This window comes from Rhizobium sp. BK399 (genome assembly GCF_014194695.1).
In the GTDB taxonomy this organism is placed as follows: Bacteria; Pseudomonadota; Alphaproteobacteria; order Rhizobiales; family Rhizobiaceae; genus Rhizobium.
This window is the reverse complement of sequence record NZ_JACIAH010000003.1, coordinates 46,305-66,039: the sequence shown is the minus strand read 5'-3', so window position 1 is coordinate 66,039 and position 19,735 is coordinate 46,305. Positions and strand designations below refer to the sequence as shown.

Genomic DNA, 19,735 nt, shown 5'->3' with positions numbered 1-19,735 from the left:
TGAGTGGTCCATGAAGCGGGAATTCGCGGTGAAGCTTGTCGGTGATGGCGAGACGAAGCAAGTTCGCTGCGTCGCGAATTCGGGCCGTCTGTATATCCCCCTCAGGACATGCAAGCGGCCCGACTTGTAAAATTCGTTGCCCAAAAAGGGCTAGTCAGTGGCGATACTGCTGGATGCGGGTCGTGCGCAAACCGGCAAGACCATGGCTGTTGATCGAAGACTGCCAGGAGAGGAACTCTTCAACAGTCAGCGTGTAACGCTCGCAGGCTTCTTCCAAGCTCAGCAGGCCACCGCGAACCGCCGCTACAACCTCAGCTTTGCGGCGGATCACCCAGCGCCGTGTATTCGGCGGCGGCAGATCAGCAATCGTCAGCGGGCTGCCATCGGGGCCGATGACATATTTTACTCGGGGACGTATCATTTCGGTCATTGGACTCTCTACACAACTCAAGACCACGGCAGTCACTCTAGCTTGTCACATTTAAGAATTGCCTAAGCGCATCGTAACACTTTGATAAGAAATTTAGGCGTCGGAGCCCTAAGAAGCGATTTGCGCTTTAGCTGCCTTCCGCAACGTTAATTTGTAACTGGCGCATAGGAGCCATGCGTAATGGTTGATGGGCAATTGATATTCGCCAATTTATAAGCGGCGCAACATATGTGAGCGCAAGATCCCGTCTCCGTTCTTCTTGTGGCGCCCGGAATGACTAAAGCTGTTTGCTTCGTGTCCTTTTGATACGACGCCCTTTGCTTTTCGCTCGGTGCCGCGCGGCCTTTTATGGGTCGACAAACGCAGCAGGTGGGGTCGGAGCGAGCCGGGGATAAGACAATGAAGAAACAAGAGCGCGCCAGTCGCGATGGCGCGGAGCATGCTGTTTTTTCGCGGATCGCGTCTGGGCAGAACATGTCTGTACAGCGATTCAGCGATGGCATGGCCGAGATGGCGAGTGAGGCGGACTTCAACCACTACTTGCTGGCGGAGTTTCCACGCGGCGACCGCAGTGGCTTCCTCAGCAACCATCTGGCAAGCAACTGGCCGCAAGAGCTACTTGATATCTACGAAGAGGTTGATTTCTTCTACTGCTGCAAGCTTCTTGTAGCTTTGAAGACGACGACGATGCCGGTCTTCCATGACATTGCGGCCTTCGAGAGTGCGGCGACCAACCAGGGCGGCCAGCTCCAGACGGCCGTCTTCAAAAGATATGGCCTGAAAAATACATTTGCCTTTGCGCTGCATGATGTGCACCTGCGCCACTATGTGTTCGCATTTTCGGGTGAGCGCGAGTCACCTGCTCGCGATGAGGCGATGAGGCTGGTCTTCCGCGCGATGGAACTCCTGCAGCAACTCGGCCATCAGAACCCTGTAGAGCAGCCCGCGGAAAGCCTCAGCAGTCGCGAAATCGAATGCTTGCGTTGGTCGGCCGCTGGAAAGAGCAGCGAAGAGATCGCGATCATCCTTGATCTCTCCGCGCATACCGTGGTCGGCTACTTGAAGAGCGCGATGCGAAAGCTCAATTCCGTCAATCGCATGCAGGCCATCGCCCGCGCGTTTCGCTACAGGTTGCTCTAGACGGTTGTTGCTTTGATCTAAAGCATCACGACCGAAAGCTCGGTTTTCGCAGATCCGAACTCATACTGTGCGTTGCCGTGGTGCAGCAGCGCCAGCGAGTCTCCCTCATTCAGCGATGCTAAAGTGCAGGCAGTATGACGTGCCGCGCCGGTCGAAGCAGGACCGACAGCGGCCGCAAGCGCCACCGTGCCATTTGCCTCGAGGACGGCCTCATGTCCGGACGAAGACAGCGTGCTTGCTGTGAGCAGCAGGAGATATAGGCCGGTCTCGGGGATGAGCAGGCGGTTGCCAATGCCGGGTGAAATGACCGGGCCAAGAGAGAAGCCGCCTTGCAGCAGATGGAATTCGTTGAAGCCAGTTCGGCTGCCGGATGCCGGCGTGGATGCTCCCGCCGCCAAGGAGACACGAGCGGCGGGTTTGGCTGGCGTTCTTACAATCCCTCGCGGCGAAATTGTCAGAGCCGTCAGCCAATCGCTGCCGTTGCCGCTGATCTTGATCGAGAAATCGTCGTTGCCGGCGAGGCCTAGTTCCGCCCGGCCGGACCATGCTGTCTGGAAGAGCAGCGTTCCCGTCTCGCCGGCGGCAGACTTGTTGATCTTCAATTGGTGCCCGTGGCCGGAGTGACTGAAGAGGCTTGCGTCGGACGCCACCGAGAGGCGGTTGAAGGCATCCGGCGAGGTATTGATGCCGACCATCGGTAGAGAATTATCGTTATCCAGCGCTATCGCATGCCACCCGTCGGTGCTCAATGCGCGGAGTTGGCCCTGCGCCATGAAGAAGGCGCGCCAGCCCGGCCTCGGCTCGATATAGATCCAGGCGGCGTCCTGGCGGAGTGCCAGCATTCCGTCCCGGCCGGACCAAGCACCGCCGGCCCCTTCGGAGACCAGATAGCATTGTCCTTCGGAGACGTCGGGTGGAGGAAGGGAGGATTCTCCGGTGACGCTCAGTTGGACAATGGCATCGAGACGCTGCAGCGCTTCGTTGTGGGTAACGTGCTTTTGTGCCTGGGATGGCAGGATATAGGGCAGGGCGAGATTGTTGGTCTGGTCAGACACGGTTTTGCGGCTCCCGGATTGGCCGGAGCTTGCGCCCGGCACGGATTAATTTCGCCGAAAATCCTAGATGCTGCTAATGGGGCGTGGACGGTGGAAGCCGCGCTTCGCTGATTTTCCGTGTCTTTTCGAAAAGGTTATGCCCGCTCGAGCGCGGATCTCGCGCCGCCCCAGGATATGAAATTAGGGTTGGCGAAGTCGCTGTCATGCGGCTGTGACGTCTTGCCATAGGTGAGCGGCAGTCCGTCCAGCGTTACGGTCGAGCCGCCTGCGGCGCGTAGCACGGCGTCGCCGGCGGCCGTATCCCACTCCATCGTCCGCGTGAAGCGCGGATAGACGTCGGCCAGCCCTTCAGCCAGCATGCAGAACTTTAGCGATGAACCGATGTTGGTACAGCGGGAGATCGCATTCGCGCTCAGAAAGACATCCGTCTCAGGGCTGTTGTGCGATCGGCTCGCCAAAGCCGTCCGGTCGGCCGGTTGCGGCCGCACACGGATGGCGGTTCGCCGGATCACTTGAAAATGCTCGTTGACAAGAAGCTTCTCGGCCTTGTCGTTCTCTGCAGAAAACGCGATGCCGAGGGCAGGGGCATAGACGATCCCGGCGAGGGGCCGCCCGTCTCCGATGTAGGCGATGTTCACCGTGAACTCGCGACGCTTGTCGATGAATTCCCGAGTGCCGTCGAGCGGATCCACAAGGAAGAAAGACGCGCCGATCGCGGGAACGTTGCCGGCGGCCACCGACTCTTCCGCAATGATCGGGGTATCGGGGAAGGCTGCTTCAAGCTGTGCAATGATGATGCGCTCGGCGCGCTCGTCGGCGATGGTGACCGGGCTGTTGTCTGCTTTCCTGGCGGACGGGCACCCCTCCAGATAGACCTGCATAATTGCCTTGCCCGCTTCGAGAGCGGCGCGCTCAAATGTTTCGAGCATTGCTCGCCTTCCGGATCTTCCGCACTGCGCTCACCTCGAGCGCCTTTTCTTATATAGGGAATTCCCTCGACGATGTGAATCGTATCAGCGCAACGGGTTGCCGTCGAATGCGTGCAATCATGTATCGAATGCGCGCAGCACTCCCGGAAAAGAATCTCTGCGGTCGTCTTCATATGCTGCATCGCCTGGCGCCGAGCGAAAAATTTCGGTTGCTTGCGCCGTTAAAAGTCAAAAAGCGCTTTCTTAGGCTTAGCATGCTAAAAAAAGCGAATTCCTGACCGCAAAAAAGTCATTTTCACCAAAACGGCAAAGAACTTTGGGGCTTTGCGATTTTGCACTTCCCTTTTGGTTTGAAAGCGGTATGAAATCCTTAATCAAGGGCTCATTTAAGGTCCTAATAACAAGAGATGCTGGCTGAACTGGCTTGCATCCAGGGGAAATGACATATGGAATATTTTGTCCAGCAGCTCGTTAATGGGCTGACTCTTGGATCCATCTATGGCCTTGTGGCTATTGGCTATACGATGGTTTACGGCATTATCGGCATGATCAACTTCGCCCACGGCGATATCTTCATGCTCGGCGGCTTTGCCGGCCTTATTGTCTTTCTCGTTCTCACATCCATGTTCGCGGGCCTTCCGGTAGCGGTTCTGCTGTTGGTAATGCTGCTCATTGCGATGCTGATGACGAGCTTGTGGAACTGGACGATCGAGCGCGTTGCGTATCGTCCGCTGCGTGGATCTTTCCGCCTCGCGCCTCTGATCACCGCGATCGGCATGTCGATCACGCTGTCGAACTTCATTCAGGTGACGCAAGGTCCGCGCAACAAGCCGATCCCGCCGCTTGTCAGCACCGTTTACAACGTTGCGGGCATTTCGATTTCGCTGAAGCAGATCGTAATCATCCTCATCACGGTCGTGCTGCTGACGGTGTTCTGGTATCTCGTCAATCACACGTCCCTCGGGCGCGCCCAACGCGCAACCGAGCAGGACCGCAAGATGGCAGCGCTGCTGGGCGTCAATGTCGATCAGACGATTTCCGTTACCTTCATCATGGGTGCGGCGCTCGCTGCCGTCGCAGGTACGATGTATCTGATGTATTATGGTGTCGTGAACTTCAACGACGGCTTCGTACCGGGTGTGAAGGCGTTCACCGCGGCTGTTCTTGGCGGCATCGGCTCCTTGCCGGGTGCTGTTCTCGGCGGGCTGATGATCGGTCTCATCGAGTCGCTGTGGTCGGCTTACTTCACCATCGCGTACAAGGATGTGGCGACATTCGCCATCCTCGCTTTCGTGCTGATCTTCAAGCCGACAGGTATCCTGGGCCGGCCGGAAGTCGAGAAGGTATAACGTCATGGAAAATGCTGTACGTTCCGCTGACAAGTCCGCAAACGCCGGACTTGTTCAGAAGGGTATTAAAGAAGCTCTGTTCGCGGCTCTCATCTCGTTCGGCATGTTCGTGCTCTACGTCGGCCTGAAGACCGACCAGAACATCAGCAACGAACTCATCATCGTTCAGCGCTGGGGCCTCCTGGCCATCTTCGTGGCAATTGCTGCCGTCGGTCGTTTCTTGACGGTGGTCTTCTTGAGGCCACATCTCGATGCGCGCAAGTTGGCGAAGGCTCGTAGCGGCGAGCTTGATATCTCGACCGAGAAGGGCTTTTTTCACACGCACTTCTTGAAGATCGCGCTCATCGCGCTGCTGCTCTATCCGGTGTTTATCTATGCCGTTGCCGGTCCACAGGGCTCGCTGAAGTGGGTGGACAACTTTGGTATCCAGATCCTGATCTACGTGATGCTGGCCTGGGGATTGAACATCGTCGTCGGTCTCGCCGGCCTGCTCGATCTCGGTTACGTCGCCTTCTACGCGATTGGGGCGTATTCTTACGCGCTTCTATCCAGCTATTTCGGCCTCTCGTTCTGGGTGCTGCTGCCTCTGTCCGGTATTCTGGCTGCACTGTGGGGTGTCATTCTGGGCTTCCCGGTTCTGCGACTGCGCGGTGACTATCTCGCGATCGTAACGCTGGCTTTCGGTGAAATCATTCGCCTGGTGATCATCAACTGGACGGATCTCACCAAGGGGACGTTTGGGATCTCGGGCATTCCGAAGGCGACGCTTTTCGGCATTCCGTTCGATGCAAGTGCCGGCGGCTTTGCGAAGCTTTTCCACCTGCCAATTTCATCGGCCTACTACAAGATCTTCCTTTTCTACCTGATTTTGGCGCTTTGCATGCTGACCGCCTATGTGACGATCCGTCTGCGCCGGATGCCGATCGGCCGTGCGTGGGAGGCGATGCGCGAAGACGAAATCGCCTGCCGCTCGCTTGGGATCAATACCGTGACAACGAAACTCACGGCCTTTGCGACGGGTGCGATGTTCGGTGGTTTCGCCGGCTCGTTCTTTGCCGCTCGCCAAGGCTTTGTTTCTCCGGAATCGTTCGTCTTCCTGGAATCGGCGGTCATTCTGGCCATCGTCGTTCTGGGCGGCATGGGGTCACTGACGGGCATCGCGATTGCGGCAATCGTCATGGTTGGCGGCACGGAATTGTTGCGTGAGATGGCTTTCCTGAAGATGATTTTCGGACCGGACTTCACGCCAGAGCTCTACCGCATGCTGTTGTTCGGTCTGGCGATGGTCGTTGTGATGTTGATCAAGCCGCGTGGCTTCGTGGGATCGCGTGAACCGACGGCCTTCCTCAAGGAGCGCAAGGCAGTTTCCGGCAGCTTTACCAAGGAGGGCCACGGTTGATGAGCCCTCAGGAAACAAACATGACCAGCGATACTTTGCTCAAGGTCGAGCACCTGTCGATGAAGTTCGGCGGCCTGATGGCGATCAACGACTTTTCGTTCGAAGCCAAGCGCGGCGACATTACCGCGCTCATCGGCCCGAACGGCGCCGGCAAGACGACGGTCTTCAACTGCATCACAGGCTTCTACAAGCCGACGATGGGGATGATCACGCTGAAGCAGAAGAGCGGCAAGGAGTTCCTGCTGGAACGGCTTCCGGACTTCCGGATCACCAAAGAGGCCAGGGTTGCCCGTACCTTCCAGAACATCCGGCTGTTTTCCGGCCTGACCGTTCTCGAAAACCTGCTCGTCGCCCAGCACAACAAGTTGATGAAGGCGTCCGGCTACACGGTGATGGGGCTGGTGGGCATCGGACCGTATCGGGCCGAGGCGAAGAATGCCATCGAACTGGCGCGCCATTGGCTTGAAAAGGCCGATCTTATGGATCGGGCCGATGACCCGGCTGGTGATCTGCCCTACGGCGCACAGCGCCGGCTTGAGATCGCGCGCGCAATGTGCACGGAACCGGAACTTCTGTGCCTGGATGAGCCTGCCGCTGGACTCAATCCAAGAGAGTCGGCTGCGCTGAATGCGCTGCTGCGCAGCATTCGTACTGACAGCGGCACGTCGATTCTTCTGATCGAACACGATATGTCGGTGGTTATGGAAATTTCCGACCATGTCGTCGTTCTGGAATATGGCCAGAAGATCTCCGACGGCACGCCTGATGAGGTGAAGAATGACCCGAAGGTTATCGCAGCCTATCTCGGCGTCGAAGACGAGGAAGTGGAAGAAGTGATTGCAGCCGTAGAGAACCTCGAAGGAGGCTCGCACTGATGACTGGTCAGCCACTTCTCAAAGTCCAGGGCGTCGAAACCTATTACGGCAACATTCGGGCTCTGGCCGGAATCGATGTCGAAGTCCATCGCGGCGAGATCGTCAGCTTGATCGGCGCCAACGGTGCCGGCAAGTCGACGTTGATGATGACAATTTGCGGCAGCCCGCAGGCGCGCAACGGTTCGGTGGTTTTCGACGGTCGCGACATCACGCGTATGCCGACACACGAGATCGCCCGGCTTCGCATCGCGCAGTCGCCCGAAGGACGTCGGATATTCCCGCGCATGACCGTCATGGAAAACCTCCAGATGGGTGCCGGCCTGGATAACCTGAAGTACTTCAACGAGGACGTCGAAAAGGTCTTTACGATGTTCCCGCGGTTGAAGGAACGCCAGACCCAGCGCGGCGGCACGCTGTCTGGCGGCGAGCAGCAGATGCTGTCGATCGGTCGCGCGCTGATGGCGCGTCCGAAACTGCTGCTTCTCGACGAACCGTCACTCGGTCTCGCGCCGCTGATCGTCAAGGGCATTTTCGAGGCGATCAAGAAGTTGAACAAGGAGGAGGGGCTCACTGTCTTCCTCGTAGAGCAGAACGCCTTCGCGGCACTTCGCCTGTCCGACCGTGCTTATGTCATGGTCAACGGCAAAGTGACCATGAGCGGTTCCGGCGCGGAACTGCTGGCGAATCCGGAAGTGCGTGCCGCCTATCTCGAAGGCGGACGGCATTGAGCATGACGAAGGGGAGACTTTGATATGCAGGGACTTTTCTTTGAGGGCGATACCGGCGTTCGCAGTGCCATTCGGCTTTTCGTCGTGCTGATCGGATTCTGGACCGCTTGGCGAGCAGGCAAGGCTGCGGCGGACAGCTGGAGCGACTATCCGCTGGTGATCGCCTACACGGTTCTGCTCGCCGCTGCGATGCAGTTTCTGCATCACGCACTGTTTGATGGACCGGTCCTCAGCCTCTTTTACTATGTGATCGACCTCGTCCTTCTCTCGATCTTCTCGACGGCCGGCTATCGCTATCGCCGGACCAACCAGATGGTCAACAACTACTACTGGCTATACGAAAAGACTTCCCCCTTCTCCTGGAAGGCAAAACATTGACAGCCGGTTGAATCTAGGGACAGATTGCCCCTTCGAGTGGAACAAGTTTCCTGGCGCAGTAAAGTGGGTAATGCGCTGGGTGGTGGAACAGAACCCGCTAAAAAATTGGGAGTAATAGAATGAAAAAGTCTCTCCTGTCGGCTGTAGCTCTGACGGCGATGGTCGCCTTCAGCGGCAACGCATGGGCCGACATCATCGTTGGCGTTGCTGGTCCGCTGACCGGCCCGAACGCTGCGTTCGGGGCTCAGCTCCAGAAGGGCGCAGAGCAGGCGGCCGCTGACATCAACGCTGCCGGCGGCATCAACGGCGAGCAGATCAAGGTCGTACTCGGCGACGACGTCTCCGACCCGAAGCAGGGCATCTCGGTTGCGAACAAGTTCGCTGCTGACGGCGTCAAGTTCGTTATCGGCCACTTCAACTCGGGCGTTTCGATCCCGGCTTCCGAAGTCTACGCTGAAAACGGCATGCTCGAAATCACCCCGGCTGCTACGAACCCGAAGTTCACCGAGCGCGGTCTCTGGAACACGTTCCGTACTTGCGGCCGTGACGACCAGCAGGGTGCAATCGCCGGCAAGTATCTTGCTGACCACTTCAAGGACGCCAAGATCGCCGTCGTTCACGACAAGACGCCTTACGGCCAGGGTCTCGCTGACGAAACCAAGAAGTCTCTGAACGCTGCCGGTGTTACCGAAGTCGTCTACGAAGGCATCAACGTTGGTGACAAGGACTTCTCGGCCCTCATCGCTAAGATGAAGGAAGCCGGCGTCTCGATCATCTACTGGGGTGGACTTCACACCGAAGCTGGTCTGATCATCCGTCAGGCTGCCGACCAGGGCCTCAAGGCTACGCTGGTTTCCGGTGATGGTATCGTTTCGAACGAACTGGCATCGATCGCTGGCGACGCAGTCGCCGGTACGCTGAACACCTTCGGCCCCGATCCGACGCTGAACCCGGCCAACAAGGACCTCGTTGCGAAGTTCAAGGCTGCTGGCTTCAACCCGGAAGCTTACACGCTCTACTCCTACGCTGCGCTGCAGTCGATCGCTGGTGGCGCAAAGGCTGCCGGTTCCAACGACGCTGAAGCCGTTGCTGCGGCAATGAAGGCAAAGGGCCCGTTCCCGACCGTTCTCGGCGACATGTCGTTCGACGAAAAGGGCGACCCGAAGCTTCCTGGCTACATCATGTACGAGTGGAAGAAGGGTCCGGACGGCAAGTACAGCTACTTCCCGCAGGAAGCCAAGTAAGGGTTCATCCCCGCTTGTGCGGATTTTGGAAGCCCGGTCGCAAGACCGGGCTTCTTCCGTTTGGCCCTCGGCGTTTTTTTGCGCTACTGGGTAGGAAGTCAATCACGGCAATCGGAACGGTTCTCATGTCCAAACCACGCATTCTCGTCACGCGTCGCTGGCCTGCAACGGTAGAAAAGATCCTCTCGGACCGTTTTGACACGACGCTGAATGCGGATGATATCGCCATGAGTGGGGAGGCACTGAGCGATGCGCTTGACGCGTACGACGCCGTCCTGCCGACGGTCTCCGACCGGCTGCCGGCTGCCGTCTTTGATAGTGTGACGCCACGTGCCCGCATCCTGGGGAATTTCGGGGTAGGCTACAATCACATCGACATAGGTGCAGCGAAGGCGCGAGGGATCGTGGTGACGAACACGCCCGGGGTGCTGACCGACTGCACGGCCGATATCGCCATGCTCCTGCTGCTCACCGTCGCTCGCAGGGGTGGCGAAGGCGAGCGCCAGATCCGGGCTGGCGAGTGGCAGGGCTGGTGCCCGACGCATATGATCGGGACGAAGGTCACCGGTAAGACAGTCGGTATCATCGGTTTCGGGCGCATCGGCAAGGCGTTCGCGCAGCGTTGCCACTTCGGCTTCGGGATGGATGTCGTCTTCTTCAATCGGTCGCCTGTCGATCCGACGGAAGCGGCGCGCTACGGCGCAAGACAACTGCCGACAGTTGAGGATGTATTGGCGCTCTCCGATTTCGTTTCCTTGCACTGCCCTGGCGGCGAGGAGAACAGACATCTGATGAATGCTGCCCGGTTAGCCTCGATGAAGCCCGGCGCGTTCCTCATCAACACGGCTCGCGGCGATGTCGTCGATGAAGCGGCGTTGATCGCGTCCTTAAAGGACGGTGTCATCCGCGGCGCCGGGCTCGACGTCTATGCAGCCGAGCCGCATGTATCGGAGGCGCTGAGAGCCATGGAGAATGTCGTCCTGCTGCCACATCTCGGAAGCGCAACGGAGGAAACCCGCACTGCCATGGGAATGAAGGTTGTGGAGAACATCACCGCCTTCTTCGAAGGCAAAGAGCCGCCGGATCGCGTTACCTAGCGCCTTGGTCCGACTGATGGTTCAGAGTTAAAGACTCCGTTCAAAGTGCAATTCGCCCTTCAGGTTGCCGATCAAGCGCCACCCGGCGCGATGATAGAGGCGCGTGGCTCTCGTTGCGGGATCCGTCGTCAGCCATATGCTGTCGAAGCCCGCCGATTTCACTGTTGTGCAGGCCCGCTCGAGGGCGCGTCCGATGCGACGGTTGCAGTGCCGCTCATCCACGAACAGTGCCCAGATGGAGCCGTTGCGCGTATCCGCGGCCGAGAAGCCGCAAATACCGCTTTCATCCTCCCAGACAAAGATGCCGGGATTGACGATGAACCATGTCCTCAAGCGTAACCTTGGACGGATCGGACAGGGCGTTCTCGGAAACGCCGGCGCAGATTTCGACTATTCGGGCGATGTCCTGCTTTGTCGCCCTGCGGATCAATGCAGCTTCCTCCAAATCTTTATCATTAGGTCTCGCGCGACCGATCGGAGATCTCATCTTACGGCTTCGGATGCCGGTCCATTGCGCACATGCCGCTTTTGTCGGCAGTTGAGGAGGCGTGCCAGCGTCATAGCGCCGGATCGCACTGCAACTTGGCACGGCACGGGAATTGCTTGCCGTCAATCGCTGGCCGGCGCCAGGAGTAACATCGGGACAAGCCAACGACGCGCTCGAAGGGGATGGAATGATGAACGTTGCTGCGGCCACAAGGCCGCAAAGGGCCGAGGGGCGCGGACATCTGGCTGCGAAGACGCTCGACGGGCGGACCCGCCTGCAAGAGTTGTATCAGGAGGGAGCGGCCAAAATCCGCCTTCCCAATACGTTCGATTCCTCGATGGAAGCCGTCATCATCAATACCGCGGGCGGCCTGACCGGTGGCGACCGGATGAATTGGAGCGTCGCGGCTGGCCCCGGCACCCGCATCGATGTCACCACACAGGCCTGCGAGAAGATCTACAAGGCGTCAGCGGGAACGGCTGAGGTCAACACTAGTATTGCCGTCGGCGCAAACGCCAGGGTGGATTGGCTGCCGCAGGAAACCATTCTTTTTGACCGCTCATCACTGTTTCGAAGACTCGACGTCGATCTTGATGACGATTCCGAATTCCTGGCCGTCGAGGCCATCCTGCTTGGCCGCAAGGCGATGGGGGAGGTTGTCGAGACGGGGCTCTTCCGGGATCGCTGGCGTATTCGCAAAGCAGGTCGGCTCTGCCACGCCGAGGACCTGGCGCTGCAGGGAAATGTTGCAATGTTTGCCGGTGCCGATGCCGTGCTGTCAGGCAAGGTCGCGTTTGCAACGGTGCTGTATGTCGGGCCGCGGGCCGAAGCCTACCTTGGCGCAGTCCGGCCGTTGCTCGAAGGCCATATGGGCGGTGCCAGCAGCTGGGCCGGCAAGCTCGTCGTGCGCCTTTCGGCGCCCGATGGCTTCGCCCTGAGAAAAATCCTGATCCCGATCATTTCGACCTTGCGCAACGGAGCGCCGGTACCGAAAGTCTGGAATCTCTAGTTCAAGCAGATGGATGCACGATGAACCTCACACCGAGAGAAAAAGACAAGCTGTTGATTTCCATGGCGGCGATGGTAGCGCGGCGGCGGCTGGAGCGGGGCGTCAAGCTTAACCATCCCGAAGCGATCGCGCTGATTACCGATTTCGTGGTCGAGGGCGCGCGTGACGGTCGTCCGGTCGCCGAACTGATGGAAGCCGGCGCCCATGTCATCGGCCGTCACCAGGTCATGGAAGGTATCGCGGAGATGATCCATGACGTCCAGGTCGAGGCGACCTTTCCCGACGGCACCAAGCTTGTGACCGTCCACGAACCGATCCGCTGAGGTCATGATGCTGGAGCTGCGCCCCAATTGTGAATGCTGCGACAAGGACCTGCCGCCTGACAGTTCCGAGGCGATGATCTGCACATTCGAGTGCACATTCTGCGCCGATTGTGTCGCGGACGTCCTCGGCGGAGTCTGCCCGAATTGCGGCGGCGAACTCGTACGCCGCCCGGTGCGTCCGGCTGCCAAGCTTGCCAAATACCCCGCGTCGACAAAGCGCGTTCTGAAGGCCGAGGGCTGCGCGCCCATCAAGGCCGTGTGAGGAGAAGATCATGATTCCAGGAGAGATCATCGCCGCAAGCGGCGATATCGAGCTTAACGTCGGCGCGCCGACGGTAACGCTCGATGTCTCGAACACCGGCGATCGGCCGGTGCAGGTCGGCAGCCACTATCATTTCGCGGAAACGAATGCTGGCCTCTCCTTCGATCGGGAGACGGCGCGGGGTATGCGGCTCGATATCCCTGCCGGGACGGCCGTCCGTTTCGAGCCCGGCCAGACGCGTTCGGTAACGCTCATCCCACTTTCCGGTAAACGCGAAGTCTACGGCTTCCGCCAACTCGTCATGGGCAAGCTCTAAATGACCAGGGAGGAAACGATGCGGGTGAGCTTGCATCTTCTGGCGGCCGGCGTCGCGATGTTCATCGCCTTCGGCGCCAACGCCGAAGATCTGGATTGCAAAAATCCAGTTACACAGGCCGACATGACGGCTTGTGAACAGGCGCGTCAGGAAACTGCCGACAAGGCGCTGAATGCACAATACAAGATCACCCGCGTCGCCCTCGCGGCACTCGACAAGGATCTTGATGCCGATATGCGCGGCGCCGAAAAGGCGTTGGTGAAGGCGCAGCGCGCATGGGTGGATTTCCGCGATGCGGAGTGTGAGGCGGCTGGCTTCCAGGCCCGCGGCGGCACGATGGAACCAATGCTCGTCGCAGGCTGCATTGCCGAGTTGACCGACGCTCGCACCAAGCAGCTCAAAGAACTCGCAGAGACGATGGGCAACTGACATGGTTGGCAGGATCATGGTCGTCGGCAACGGAGAGATCGGAGCGCAGGCCGCCGCTGCGGTAGCAGATGCCGCATTCGTAATCCGATTCAACGAATGCCGCTCCTACGAAGCGAGCCCGGGGCGAACCGACGTCGTCGCCGTCTGCAATACCGGGCGGCCCGGTAAGGCTATGCTTGCCTCCGAGGCGTGGCGGCAGCATCCCGCTGTGCGGGAAGCTGCGGCGATCTGGAGCGTGCGCGATCCGCGGAAGTTTGCGGAAATGCGGGCGCCGCTGGCAGTGACGCACCCCGAGCTAGATGACTTCTGTGACGACTATACGAGTCAATTCAACGCGTTCTGCGCGGACGTTGGCAAAGAGCATGTGGTCGTTGACAAAATGATTCATGAAGCCGTCGACACGGCGCTCGCGGCCCTTCACCCAGCGCCCTACATCGTGCCGAGCAGTGGCATGATCGTGATCGCCGAGGTGATGAGCAGGTTTCCCGAGGCGGCCATCGATCTCACGGGCTTCGGCCACGTGGGTTGGGAATGGCATCCCTTCGCTGCCGAGCGGCAGCTTGTTGATAGTTATGTCGCCGCTGGCCGCGTAACGCGGCTGCCGGCGAGCGCAGCCATTTCTTCCTCCCAAGGAGCCTGACATATGCCCTACAAGATTTCCCGCGCTGCCTATGCCGGCATGTTCGGCCCGACCACCGGCGACAAGGTGCGCTTGGCCGACACGGAGCTCTTCATCGAGATCGAGAAGGACTTCACCACCTATGGCGAAGAGGTGAAGTTCGGCGGCGGCAAGGTGATCCGCGACGGCATGGGCCAAAGCCAGGCGACGCGGGCTCAGGGTGCCGTCGACACCGTCATCACCAATGTCGTGATCATCGACCACACGGGTATCGTTAAAGCCGATATCGGGCTCAAGAACGGCCGCATCGCGGCGATTGGCAAGGCTGGCAATCCTGATACTCAGCCGGGAGTCAACATCATCGTCGGCCCATCAACCGAGGCGATTGCGGGCGAGGGCAAAATCATCACTGCCGGCGGCATGGATGCGCATATCCACTACATCTGCCCGCAGCAGATCGAGGAAGCGCTGATGTCCGGCGTCACCTGCATGCTGGGCGGAGGCACGGGTCCGGCCCATGGCACGCTCGCCACCACCTGCACCGGCGCCTGGCATATCGAGCGGATGATCGAAAGCTTTGACGGCTTTCCGATGAACCTTGCACTTGCCGGCAAGGGCAATGCCTCGCTACCGGCGGCTCTCGAGGAAATGGTATTGGCCGGCGCGTCGTCGCTGAAGCTGCACGAGGATTGGGGCACGACACCGGCGGCGATCGACTGCTGCCTTTCTGTCGCCGATGAATATGACATCCAGGTGATGATCCACACCGACACGCTGAACGAGAGCGGCTTCGTCGAGGACACGATCGGCGCCCTCAAGGGCCGCACGATCCACGCTTTCCACACGGAGGGCGCCGGCGGCGGACATGCGCCTGACATCATCAAGATCTGCGGCCAGTCGAACGTCATTCCTTCGTCGACCAACCCGACGCGGCCCTATACCGTCAACACTGTCGCCGAGCATCTCGACATGCTGATGGTTTGCCATCACTTGTCGCCTTCAATCCCCGAAGATATCGCGTTTGCCGAAAGCCGCATCCGCAAGGAGACGATTGCGGCAGAAGATATCCTCCACGATATCGGCGCCTTCTCGATCATCTCATCCGACAGCCAGGCGATGGGTCGCGTCGGCGAGGTCGCGATCCGCACCTGGCAGACGGCCGACAAGATGAAGCGTCAGCGCGGTCGCCTCAAAGAGGAGACCGGCGAGAACGACAATTTCCGCGTCCGCCGCTACATCGCGAAATACACGATCAACCCGGCGATCGCCCAGGGTCTCAGCCACGAGATCGGTTCGGTCGAAGTGGGCAAGCGCGCCGATCTGGTTCTGTGGAATCCGGCCTTCTTCGGTGTCAAGCCGGAGATGGTATTGCTCGGCGGTTCGATTGCGGCGGCTCCGATGGGCGATCCGAACGCTTCGATCCCGACACCGCAGCCGATGCACTATCGGCCGATGTTTGCCGCCCACGGCAAGTTGCGGACGAATTCGTCCGTTACTTTCGTTTCGCAAGCGTCGCTCGAGGCCGGTCTGAAGAGCCGTCTGGGTGTCGCTAAAAATCTCGTTGCGGTAAAGAACACTCGCGGGGGCATCTCCAAGGCATCGATGATCCATAACAGCCTGACGCCGCACATTGAGGTCGACCCGGAGACCTACGAGGTGCGCGCTGACGGCGAATTGCTGACCTGCGAGCCAGCGACAGTGTTGCCGATGGCGCAGCGTTATTTCCTGTTCTAGTCGATCATGTGCAGCCGGTACGTCTGCCGGCTGCTGTCAAAGCCATGCGTTAAGGTTGAATCTCCCAAAAGTTGTTTTCTACTTTTGTATGTTCCACCTTGAGGCGGTCTGTCCGTATTAGGGCATTGTTGTTTGTCTTCTCTGGAAAATATCAGAAAAACAACTGCTTGGCCGCTTGGGCTGTTGGGCTGATTCACCTCTGAAGACGTCTCGTTTTCGGGCGACTTTCAAGCGGTGATCAATTCACCAAATTCGCTCAAATCTTAACGATTCACTTAAGAACTCGGCAGCAGTTCGCCTCTAAGCAATGTGCCTGGCGGTGGGCAAGAAGGTCGATTCGCATGAGAATTTCACTCCAGGCGGAGCTTGGCGATTTTCGGGATCGCCACACAATTTACGTGTTCGCTCTCAAGATGAGCTTCCTCGCAGTGACCCTGTCGTCGGTGGTGATTGTGCTGATATTGCCGCCGCTCGACTGGATGGGAATGTTGCCCGTCCCATTCGCTCATGGCGTTGCCTATGGCGTCCTGCTGTCGTGGCTCATCGGCGGTGCCGTGTCGAGCGTGCTGTCGCTGGTGGCAGGTCACGCGATGCATCAACTCAGCGTCTCTCGAGCGGAGTTCGAGCAACTGAGCCGCACGGACGTGCTGTCAGGGCTTCTCAACCGGCGTGCCTTTACCGAGGCACTGGAGCAGGTTGATGGAAATGCTTGCCTCGTAATCTTCGACGTGGACCGGTTCAAGGCCATCAATGATCGCTTTGGCCACGCTTGTGGCGACGCCGTGATCGTCGCTGTATCCGCCATTCTCGCCACTGCCTTCGACGGACACTCCGCCGTGGCAAGGTTAGGTGGGGAGGAGTTTGGCGCGATCGTTGTCGGGGGCTCTGAGGAGCAGCGGATCGAGCGCGTGCGATCCGTCTGCGCAAGCCTGGCGGCGTGCCCTGTTGCGGCCGACGATTGCGTGGTTGCGCTAACGGTGTCGGCCGGCATTGCGGAGCTCAAGCCAGAGCGAAGCAAGGAAGGAGCCTATTCGGCGGCAGACAAAGCACTCTACCTGGCAAAGGCGCTCGGTCGAAATCGTGTCGTTCATGAGAACGAGGGCTTGTATCCGGGTTGGGGTAGGTGTCTTCCAAGGGAGACTGTGGGTGCGCGCATGAGCAACGTGGATTGTGATGAGGCGCGGCTGGCCTGAAGAGATTTGGGCGGCGTTTCCGTGGAAGCTCATTCCTTCTTGCATCGCACAAGGCAATTTTGCATGCTCGCAATCTCAAGCGAATTGGACATGTCATGCAACGCGTTACTTCCTACCTGCCAGCCGGCACGCCTTCTTCCAACCCAATCGGAAAAGTGGTTTTGCCGCACGACTTGAGGCATTTGCGGCGGAAGCTGCTCCATCTCGAAAATGGCGAGATGGTCATGCTCGACCTCAAGGAACCGGTACTTTTTGCCAGCGGCGATATGCTGGTTCTCGAGGACGGCGAGCTCATCGAGATCGTAGCCGCTGACGAGAAGCTTTTCGAGGTGAAGGGCAGGGATCGCCTGCACTTGATCGAGCTCGCATGGCACCTCGGCAATCGCCATCTCGGCGCGCAGATCGAGGAGGACCGCATCCTCATCCTGCGGGACCATGTGATCCGCTCCATGCTCGAAGGGCTGGGAGCGATGGTGCGGGAAGTGAGCGAGCCGTTCCAGCCCGCCCGCGGCGCCTACCATTCGCATGGGCATGATCATGCCCATCACCATCACTCGCACGACTGAGTAGGACATGACGGATGATGCCGATCTGCAGGCTCTGCTGCGGCTCATGGCCTGGCTTTCGCCAGCTTTCCCTGTCGGATCCTTCGCGTATTCGGCTGGCTTGGAGCGCGCTGTCCATGATGGGTTGGTCACCGATGCCCATTCGCTTGCAGCATGGGCGTCGAACCTGATCGAACGCGGGCCTGTCTGGAACGACGCCGTTCTCGTCGCGGAGAGCCACCGTTGTCACGGGCAACCTGAAAGACTTGGCGAACTGGCGGAACTCGCCGAAGCGCTCGCCGGCTCGCGTGAGCGCCATCAGGAGACGATGCTACTCGGCGATGCGTTCTTGTCCGCCGCCAGCGCGTGGCCGGACGAGGTCTTCGATCGACTGCCGCGACACGTGGCGTACCCGGTTGCGATCGGCGCCGTGGCGGGTGCCCATGGAGTGGCGTTGGAGAAGGCGATTGCGGCCTTTCTCCACGCCTATCTCTCGCAGGCAGTTTCTTCAGGCATCCGCCTCGGAGTGGCTGGGCAACGGGATGGCGTTGCCATTCTGTCGCGGTTGGAAGGCGACATAGCCTCAATCGCGAAGCGGGCAGCCGCTTCAACGCTCAGCGATCTCGGATCGGCCACCATCCAGGCGGACATCATGTCGCTTCGCCATGAAACGCAGTCGACGCGTCTCTTTCGATCGTGACTTATCAGGGCCACCAGCCGCTGCGACCTCAGTCATTTGCCGGTGGTCGCCTTTCGAGCGGCACGCTATCATCGGTCGTTATTGGAGTTTTCAAAGCATGAAATCAGGAAACGGACCCCTTCGTGTGGGGATCGGTGGCCCGGTCGGCTCCGGCAAGACGGCGCTCACCGAAAAGCTGTGCAAAGCTATGCGCGACCAATACTCGGTCGCTGTCGTCACGAACGACATTTACACCACCGAGGATGCCGAGGCGCTCATGCGCATGCAGGCCTTGCCATCAGATCGGATCGTTGGCGTGGAGACCGGCGGCTGCCCGCATACGGCAATCCGTGAGGACGCGACGATCAATCTGCAGGCGATCGCCGGCCTCAACGAGCGGATTCCCGATCTCGATGTCGTGTTCATCGAGTCGGGTGGTGACAATCTGGCCGCCACCTTCTCTCCCGATCTGGCGGATATCACCATCTACGTCATCTCGGTTTGCCAGGGCGAGGAAATCCCTCGCAAGGGTGGCCCCGGCATCACCAAGTCCGACCTTCTTGTCATCAACAAGAAGGATCTGGCTCCCTACGTCGGGGCTGACCTTGCGGTCATGGACCGCGACGCGACACGGATGCGCCAGGCACGGCCTTTTGTTTTCTCCGACATGAAGCATGGTGACGGCGTCAGTTCCATCGTCAGCTTCCTGAAGGAACATGGCGGTCTGTAGCGATCAGACCTGCCGGAGCGCGCTGACATCCTCGATTGCGATGGCACGGCCGCTGACGGTCACGCCCGATGTCCGCAAGGCGGAGAACGCACGTGACAGCGCCTCCGGCGCCAGACCAAGTTTTCGTGCCAGCAGGCTTTTCTGGAACGGCAGCCGCAACGACGCCCGCGCACCTTCGTTGGTGCAGTGGGTGAGGAGATAATGCGCAACACGTTGTTGACTGGTCTGCATGCGATCTCGCGCCAAGCAGTCCATGGTTGACAACAAATGCTGCGACAGGGAGCGCGCGAGTGCTCTCCCCACCCGAGGCTGTTCATCGAGCAGCCTTCTGACCTGGACAAGATCGAAGCGGGCGAGGATCGCGTGTTCCATTGCCTGGGCGCTATAATTGTACCGGTCGCCGACGAGCACCAGGCATTCTCCGAAGCTGTCGCCCGGCTCGCAGATCCTGATATCCGCTTCGCGGTCTTCTGAACCCCGATAGAGGCGAACATAGCCGCTCAGCACGCAGTAGAAGTAGCGCGCGTTGCCGCCTTCGCGGAAAAGAACATCCTGAGGCTCGTAGCGTACCGCCACCGCGCAGGACAGCAGAGCGTCCCGCTCTTGCCGGTCAAGGCTGGACGCGATTAACGCATCACCAAGCATCGCCTGTTGCGCGTTGCTCAGTTTCAAAGCTCTGGTCATCTGTTTCTCCCTGTGGCGCGGCGGGTGCCGCCCCTACCTGATATTGGTAAGGGTAACCGGGAGACGCGGTTCAGAACTTGATCCTGATCAAATGCGAATCA

Annotated in this window: 24 protein-coding genes; 19 read left to right on the top strand and 5 right to left on the bottom strand. The window is 59.3% G+C overall.

All coding sequences use genetic code 11. The features are described 5' to 3' along the window. Positions 1 to 154: 154 nt before the first annotated feature. Positions 155 to 430, bottom strand: a complete 276-nt coding sequence (locus FHT97_RS09230) for a DUF1153 domain-containing protein (protein WP_007533628.1) — start codon at positions 428 to 430, stop codon at positions 155 to 157. A gap of 399 nt (positions 431 to 829) precedes the next feature. Here FHT97_RS09230 and FHT97_RS09225 point away from each other — a divergent pair, with 399 nt between their 5' ends. Further along, entirely contained in the window at positions 830 to 1,570 is a 741-nt protein-coding gene (locus FHT97_RS09225; RefSeq protein WP_183861537.1) for a LuxR family transcriptional regulator, read from the top strand. A 17-nt stretch (positions 1,571 to 1,587) separates the two neighbouring features. Here the strand turns inward: FHT97_RS09225 and FHT97_RS09220 are convergent, their stop codons facing one another. Together FHT97_RS09220 and cysQ are read right to left on the bottom strand one after the other, a co-directional pair. Further along, entirely contained in the window at positions 1,588 to 2,625 is a 1,038-nt protein-coding gene (locus FHT97_RS09220; RefSeq protein ID WP_183861535.1) for a DUF2793 domain-containing protein, read from the bottom strand. A gap of 134 nt (positions 2,626 to 2,759) precedes the next feature. After that, complete coding sequence (gene cysQ, locus FHT97_RS09215; protein ID WP_183861533.1) at positions 2,760 to 3,554, bottom strand: 3'(2'),5'-bisphosphate nucleotidase CysQ; 795 nt, start codon at positions 3,552 to 3,554, stop codon at positions 2,760 to 2,762. 446 nt (positions 3,555 to 4,000) lie between these two features. On the opposite strand from cysQ, the gene FHT97_RS09210 reads away from it, so the two are divergent. From FHT97_RS09210 to FHT97_RS09180, 7 genes are all read left to right on the top strand, one after another. Then, positions 4,001 to 4,903, top strand: coding sequence for a branched-chain amino acid ABC transporter permease (locus FHT97_RS09210; RefSeq protein WP_016554928.1), 903 nt, complete (start codon positions 4,001 to 4,003; stop codon positions 4,901 to 4,903). Positions 4,904 to 4,907: 4 nt separating this feature from the next. Further along, the gene (livM, locus tag FHT97_RS09205; RefSeq protein WP_183861531.1) at positions 4,908 to 6,302 is read left to right on the top strand and encodes a high-affinity branched-chain amino acid ABC transporter permease LivM; all 1,395 of its coding nucleotides are present in this window, start codon (positions 4,908 to 4,910) and stop codon (positions 6,300 to 6,302) included. Continuing rightward, positions 6,302 to 7,177 carry an ABC transporter ATP-binding protein gene (locus FHT97_RS09200; RefSeq protein WP_016554926.1) on the top strand — a complete coding sequence of 292 codons (876 nt, stop codon included), beginning with the start codon at positions 6,302 to 6,304 and terminating at the stop codon, positions 7,175 to 7,177. Before livM ends, FHT97_RS09200 begins: the two co-directional genes overlap by 1 nt. Continuing rightward, the gene (locus tag FHT97_RS09195) at positions 7,177 to 7,905 is read left to right on the top strand and encodes an ABC transporter ATP-binding protein (RefSeq protein WP_016554925.1); all 729 of its coding nucleotides are present in this window, start codon (positions 7,177 to 7,179) and stop codon (positions 7,903 to 7,905) included. The genes FHT97_RS09200 and FHT97_RS09195 overlap by 1 nt, the downstream gene beginning before the upstream one ends. A gap of 24 nt (positions 7,906 to 7,929) precedes the next feature. Next, the gene (locus FHT97_RS09190; protein ID WP_114713530.1) at positions 7,930 to 8,283 is read left to right on the top strand and encodes a DUF6867 family protein; all 354 of its coding nucleotides are present in this window, start codon (positions 7,930 to 7,932) and stop codon (positions 8,281 to 8,283) included. A 119-nt stretch (positions 8,284 to 8,402) separates the two neighbouring features. Beyond that, complete coding sequence (locus tag FHT97_RS09185) at positions 8,403 to 9,527, top strand: branched-chain amino acid ABC transporter substrate-binding protein (RefSeq protein ID WP_016554923.1); 1,125 nt, start codon at positions 8,403 to 8,405, stop codon at positions 9,525 to 9,527. Between the two features lie 125 nt (positions 9,528 to 9,652). After that, positions 9,653 to 10,624 carry a D-glycerate dehydrogenase gene (locus FHT97_RS09180; RefSeq protein WP_183861524.1) on the top strand — a complete coding sequence of 324 codons (972 nt, stop codon included), beginning with the start codon at positions 9,653 to 9,655 and terminating at the stop codon, positions 10,622 to 10,624. 27 nt (positions 10,625 to 10,651) lie between these two features. Here FHT97_RS09180 and FHT97_RS09175 read toward each other — a convergent pair whose 3' ends face one another. Beyond that, complete coding sequence (locus FHT97_RS09175) at positions 10,652 to 10,957, bottom strand: GNAT family N-acetyltransferase (protein WP_246712587.1); 306 nt, start codon at positions 10,955 to 10,957, stop codon at positions 10,652 to 10,654. Positions 10,958 to 11,298: 341 nt separating this feature from the next. Between FHT97_RS09175 and FHT97_RS09170 the strand changes: the two genes are divergently transcribed. From FHT97_RS09170 to ureG, 11 genes are all read left to right on the top strand, one after another. Further along, positions 11,299 to 12,120, top strand: a complete 822-nt coding sequence (locus FHT97_RS09170) for an urease accessory protein UreD (RefSeq protein WP_183861522.1) — start codon at positions 11,299 to 11,301, stop codon at positions 12,118 to 12,120. Positions 12,121 to 12,140: 20 nt separating this feature from the next. Then, the gene (locus tag FHT97_RS09165) at positions 12,141 to 12,443 is read left to right on the top strand and encodes an urease subunit gamma (protein ID WP_007533656.1); all 303 of its coding nucleotides are present in this window, start codon (positions 12,141 to 12,143) and stop codon (positions 12,441 to 12,443) included. Between the two features lie 7 nt (positions 12,444 to 12,450). Beyond that, positions 12,451 to 12,705, top strand: coding sequence for a DUF1272 domain-containing protein (locus FHT97_RS09160; RefSeq protein WP_016554919.1), 255 nt, complete (start codon positions 12,451 to 12,453; stop codon positions 12,703 to 12,705). Positions 12,706 to 12,715: 10 nt separating this feature from the next. Continuing rightward, a complete protein-coding gene (locus FHT97_RS09155) occupies positions 12,716 to 13,021 on the top strand; it encodes an urease subunit beta (protein WP_016554918.1) in 306 nt (101 codons plus the stop codon). 18 nt (positions 13,022 to 13,039) lie between these two features. After that, positions 13,040 to 13,450 (top strand): lysozyme inhibitor LprI family protein, encoded by a 411-nt coding sequence (locus FHT97_RS09150; RefSeq protein WP_183862004.1) that lies wholly within the window; start codon positions 13,040 to 13,042, stop codon positions 13,448 to 13,450. A 16-nt stretch (positions 13,451 to 13,466) separates the two neighbouring features. Next, positions 13,467 to 14,090, top strand: a complete 624-nt coding sequence (locus FHT97_RS09145; protein ID WP_183861520.1) for a Urease operon accessory protein — start codon at positions 13,467 to 13,469, stop codon at positions 14,088 to 14,090. A gap of 3 nt (positions 14,091 to 14,093) precedes the next feature. Further along, on the top strand, positions 14,094 to 15,803 hold the full coding sequence (gene ureC, locus FHT97_RS09140; protein ID WP_183861518.1) for an urease subunit alpha: 1,710 nt from the start codon (positions 14,094 to 14,096) through the stop codon (positions 15,801 to 15,803). A gap of 341 nt (positions 15,804 to 16,144) precedes the next feature. Further along, positions 16,145 to 16,996: a GGDEF domain-containing protein gene (locus FHT97_RS09135; protein ID WP_183861516.1), complete on the top strand. Its 852-nt coding sequence runs from the start codon at positions 16,145 to 16,147 to the stop codon at positions 16,994 to 16,996. A gap of 95 nt (positions 16,997 to 17,091) precedes the next feature. After that, positions 17,092 to 17,562, top strand: coding sequence for an urease accessory protein UreE (gene ureE / locus FHT97_RS09130; RefSeq protein ID WP_183861514.1), 471 nt, complete (start codon positions 17,092 to 17,094; stop codon positions 17,560 to 17,562). A 7-nt stretch (positions 17,563 to 17,569) separates the two neighbouring features. After that, entirely contained in the window at positions 17,570 to 18,241 is a 672-nt protein-coding gene (locus FHT97_RS09125; RefSeq protein ID WP_183861512.1) for an urease accessory protein UreF, read from the top strand. Positions 18,242 to 18,338: 97 nt separating this feature from the next. After that, positions 18,339 to 18,950 carry an urease accessory protein UreG gene (ureG, locus tag FHT97_RS09120; RefSeq protein WP_183861510.1) on the top strand — a complete coding sequence of 204 codons (612 nt, stop codon included), beginning with the start codon at positions 18,339 to 18,341 and terminating at the stop codon, positions 18,948 to 18,950. Between the two features lie 3 nt (positions 18,951 to 18,953). On the opposite strand, the gene FHT97_RS09115 is transcribed toward ureG, so the two are convergent. After that, entirely contained in the window at positions 18,954 to 19,634 is a 681-nt protein-coding gene (locus tag FHT97_RS09115; protein WP_183861508.1) for a Crp/Fnr family transcriptional regulator, read from the bottom strand. Positions 19,635 to 19,735 lie beyond the last annotated feature (101 nt).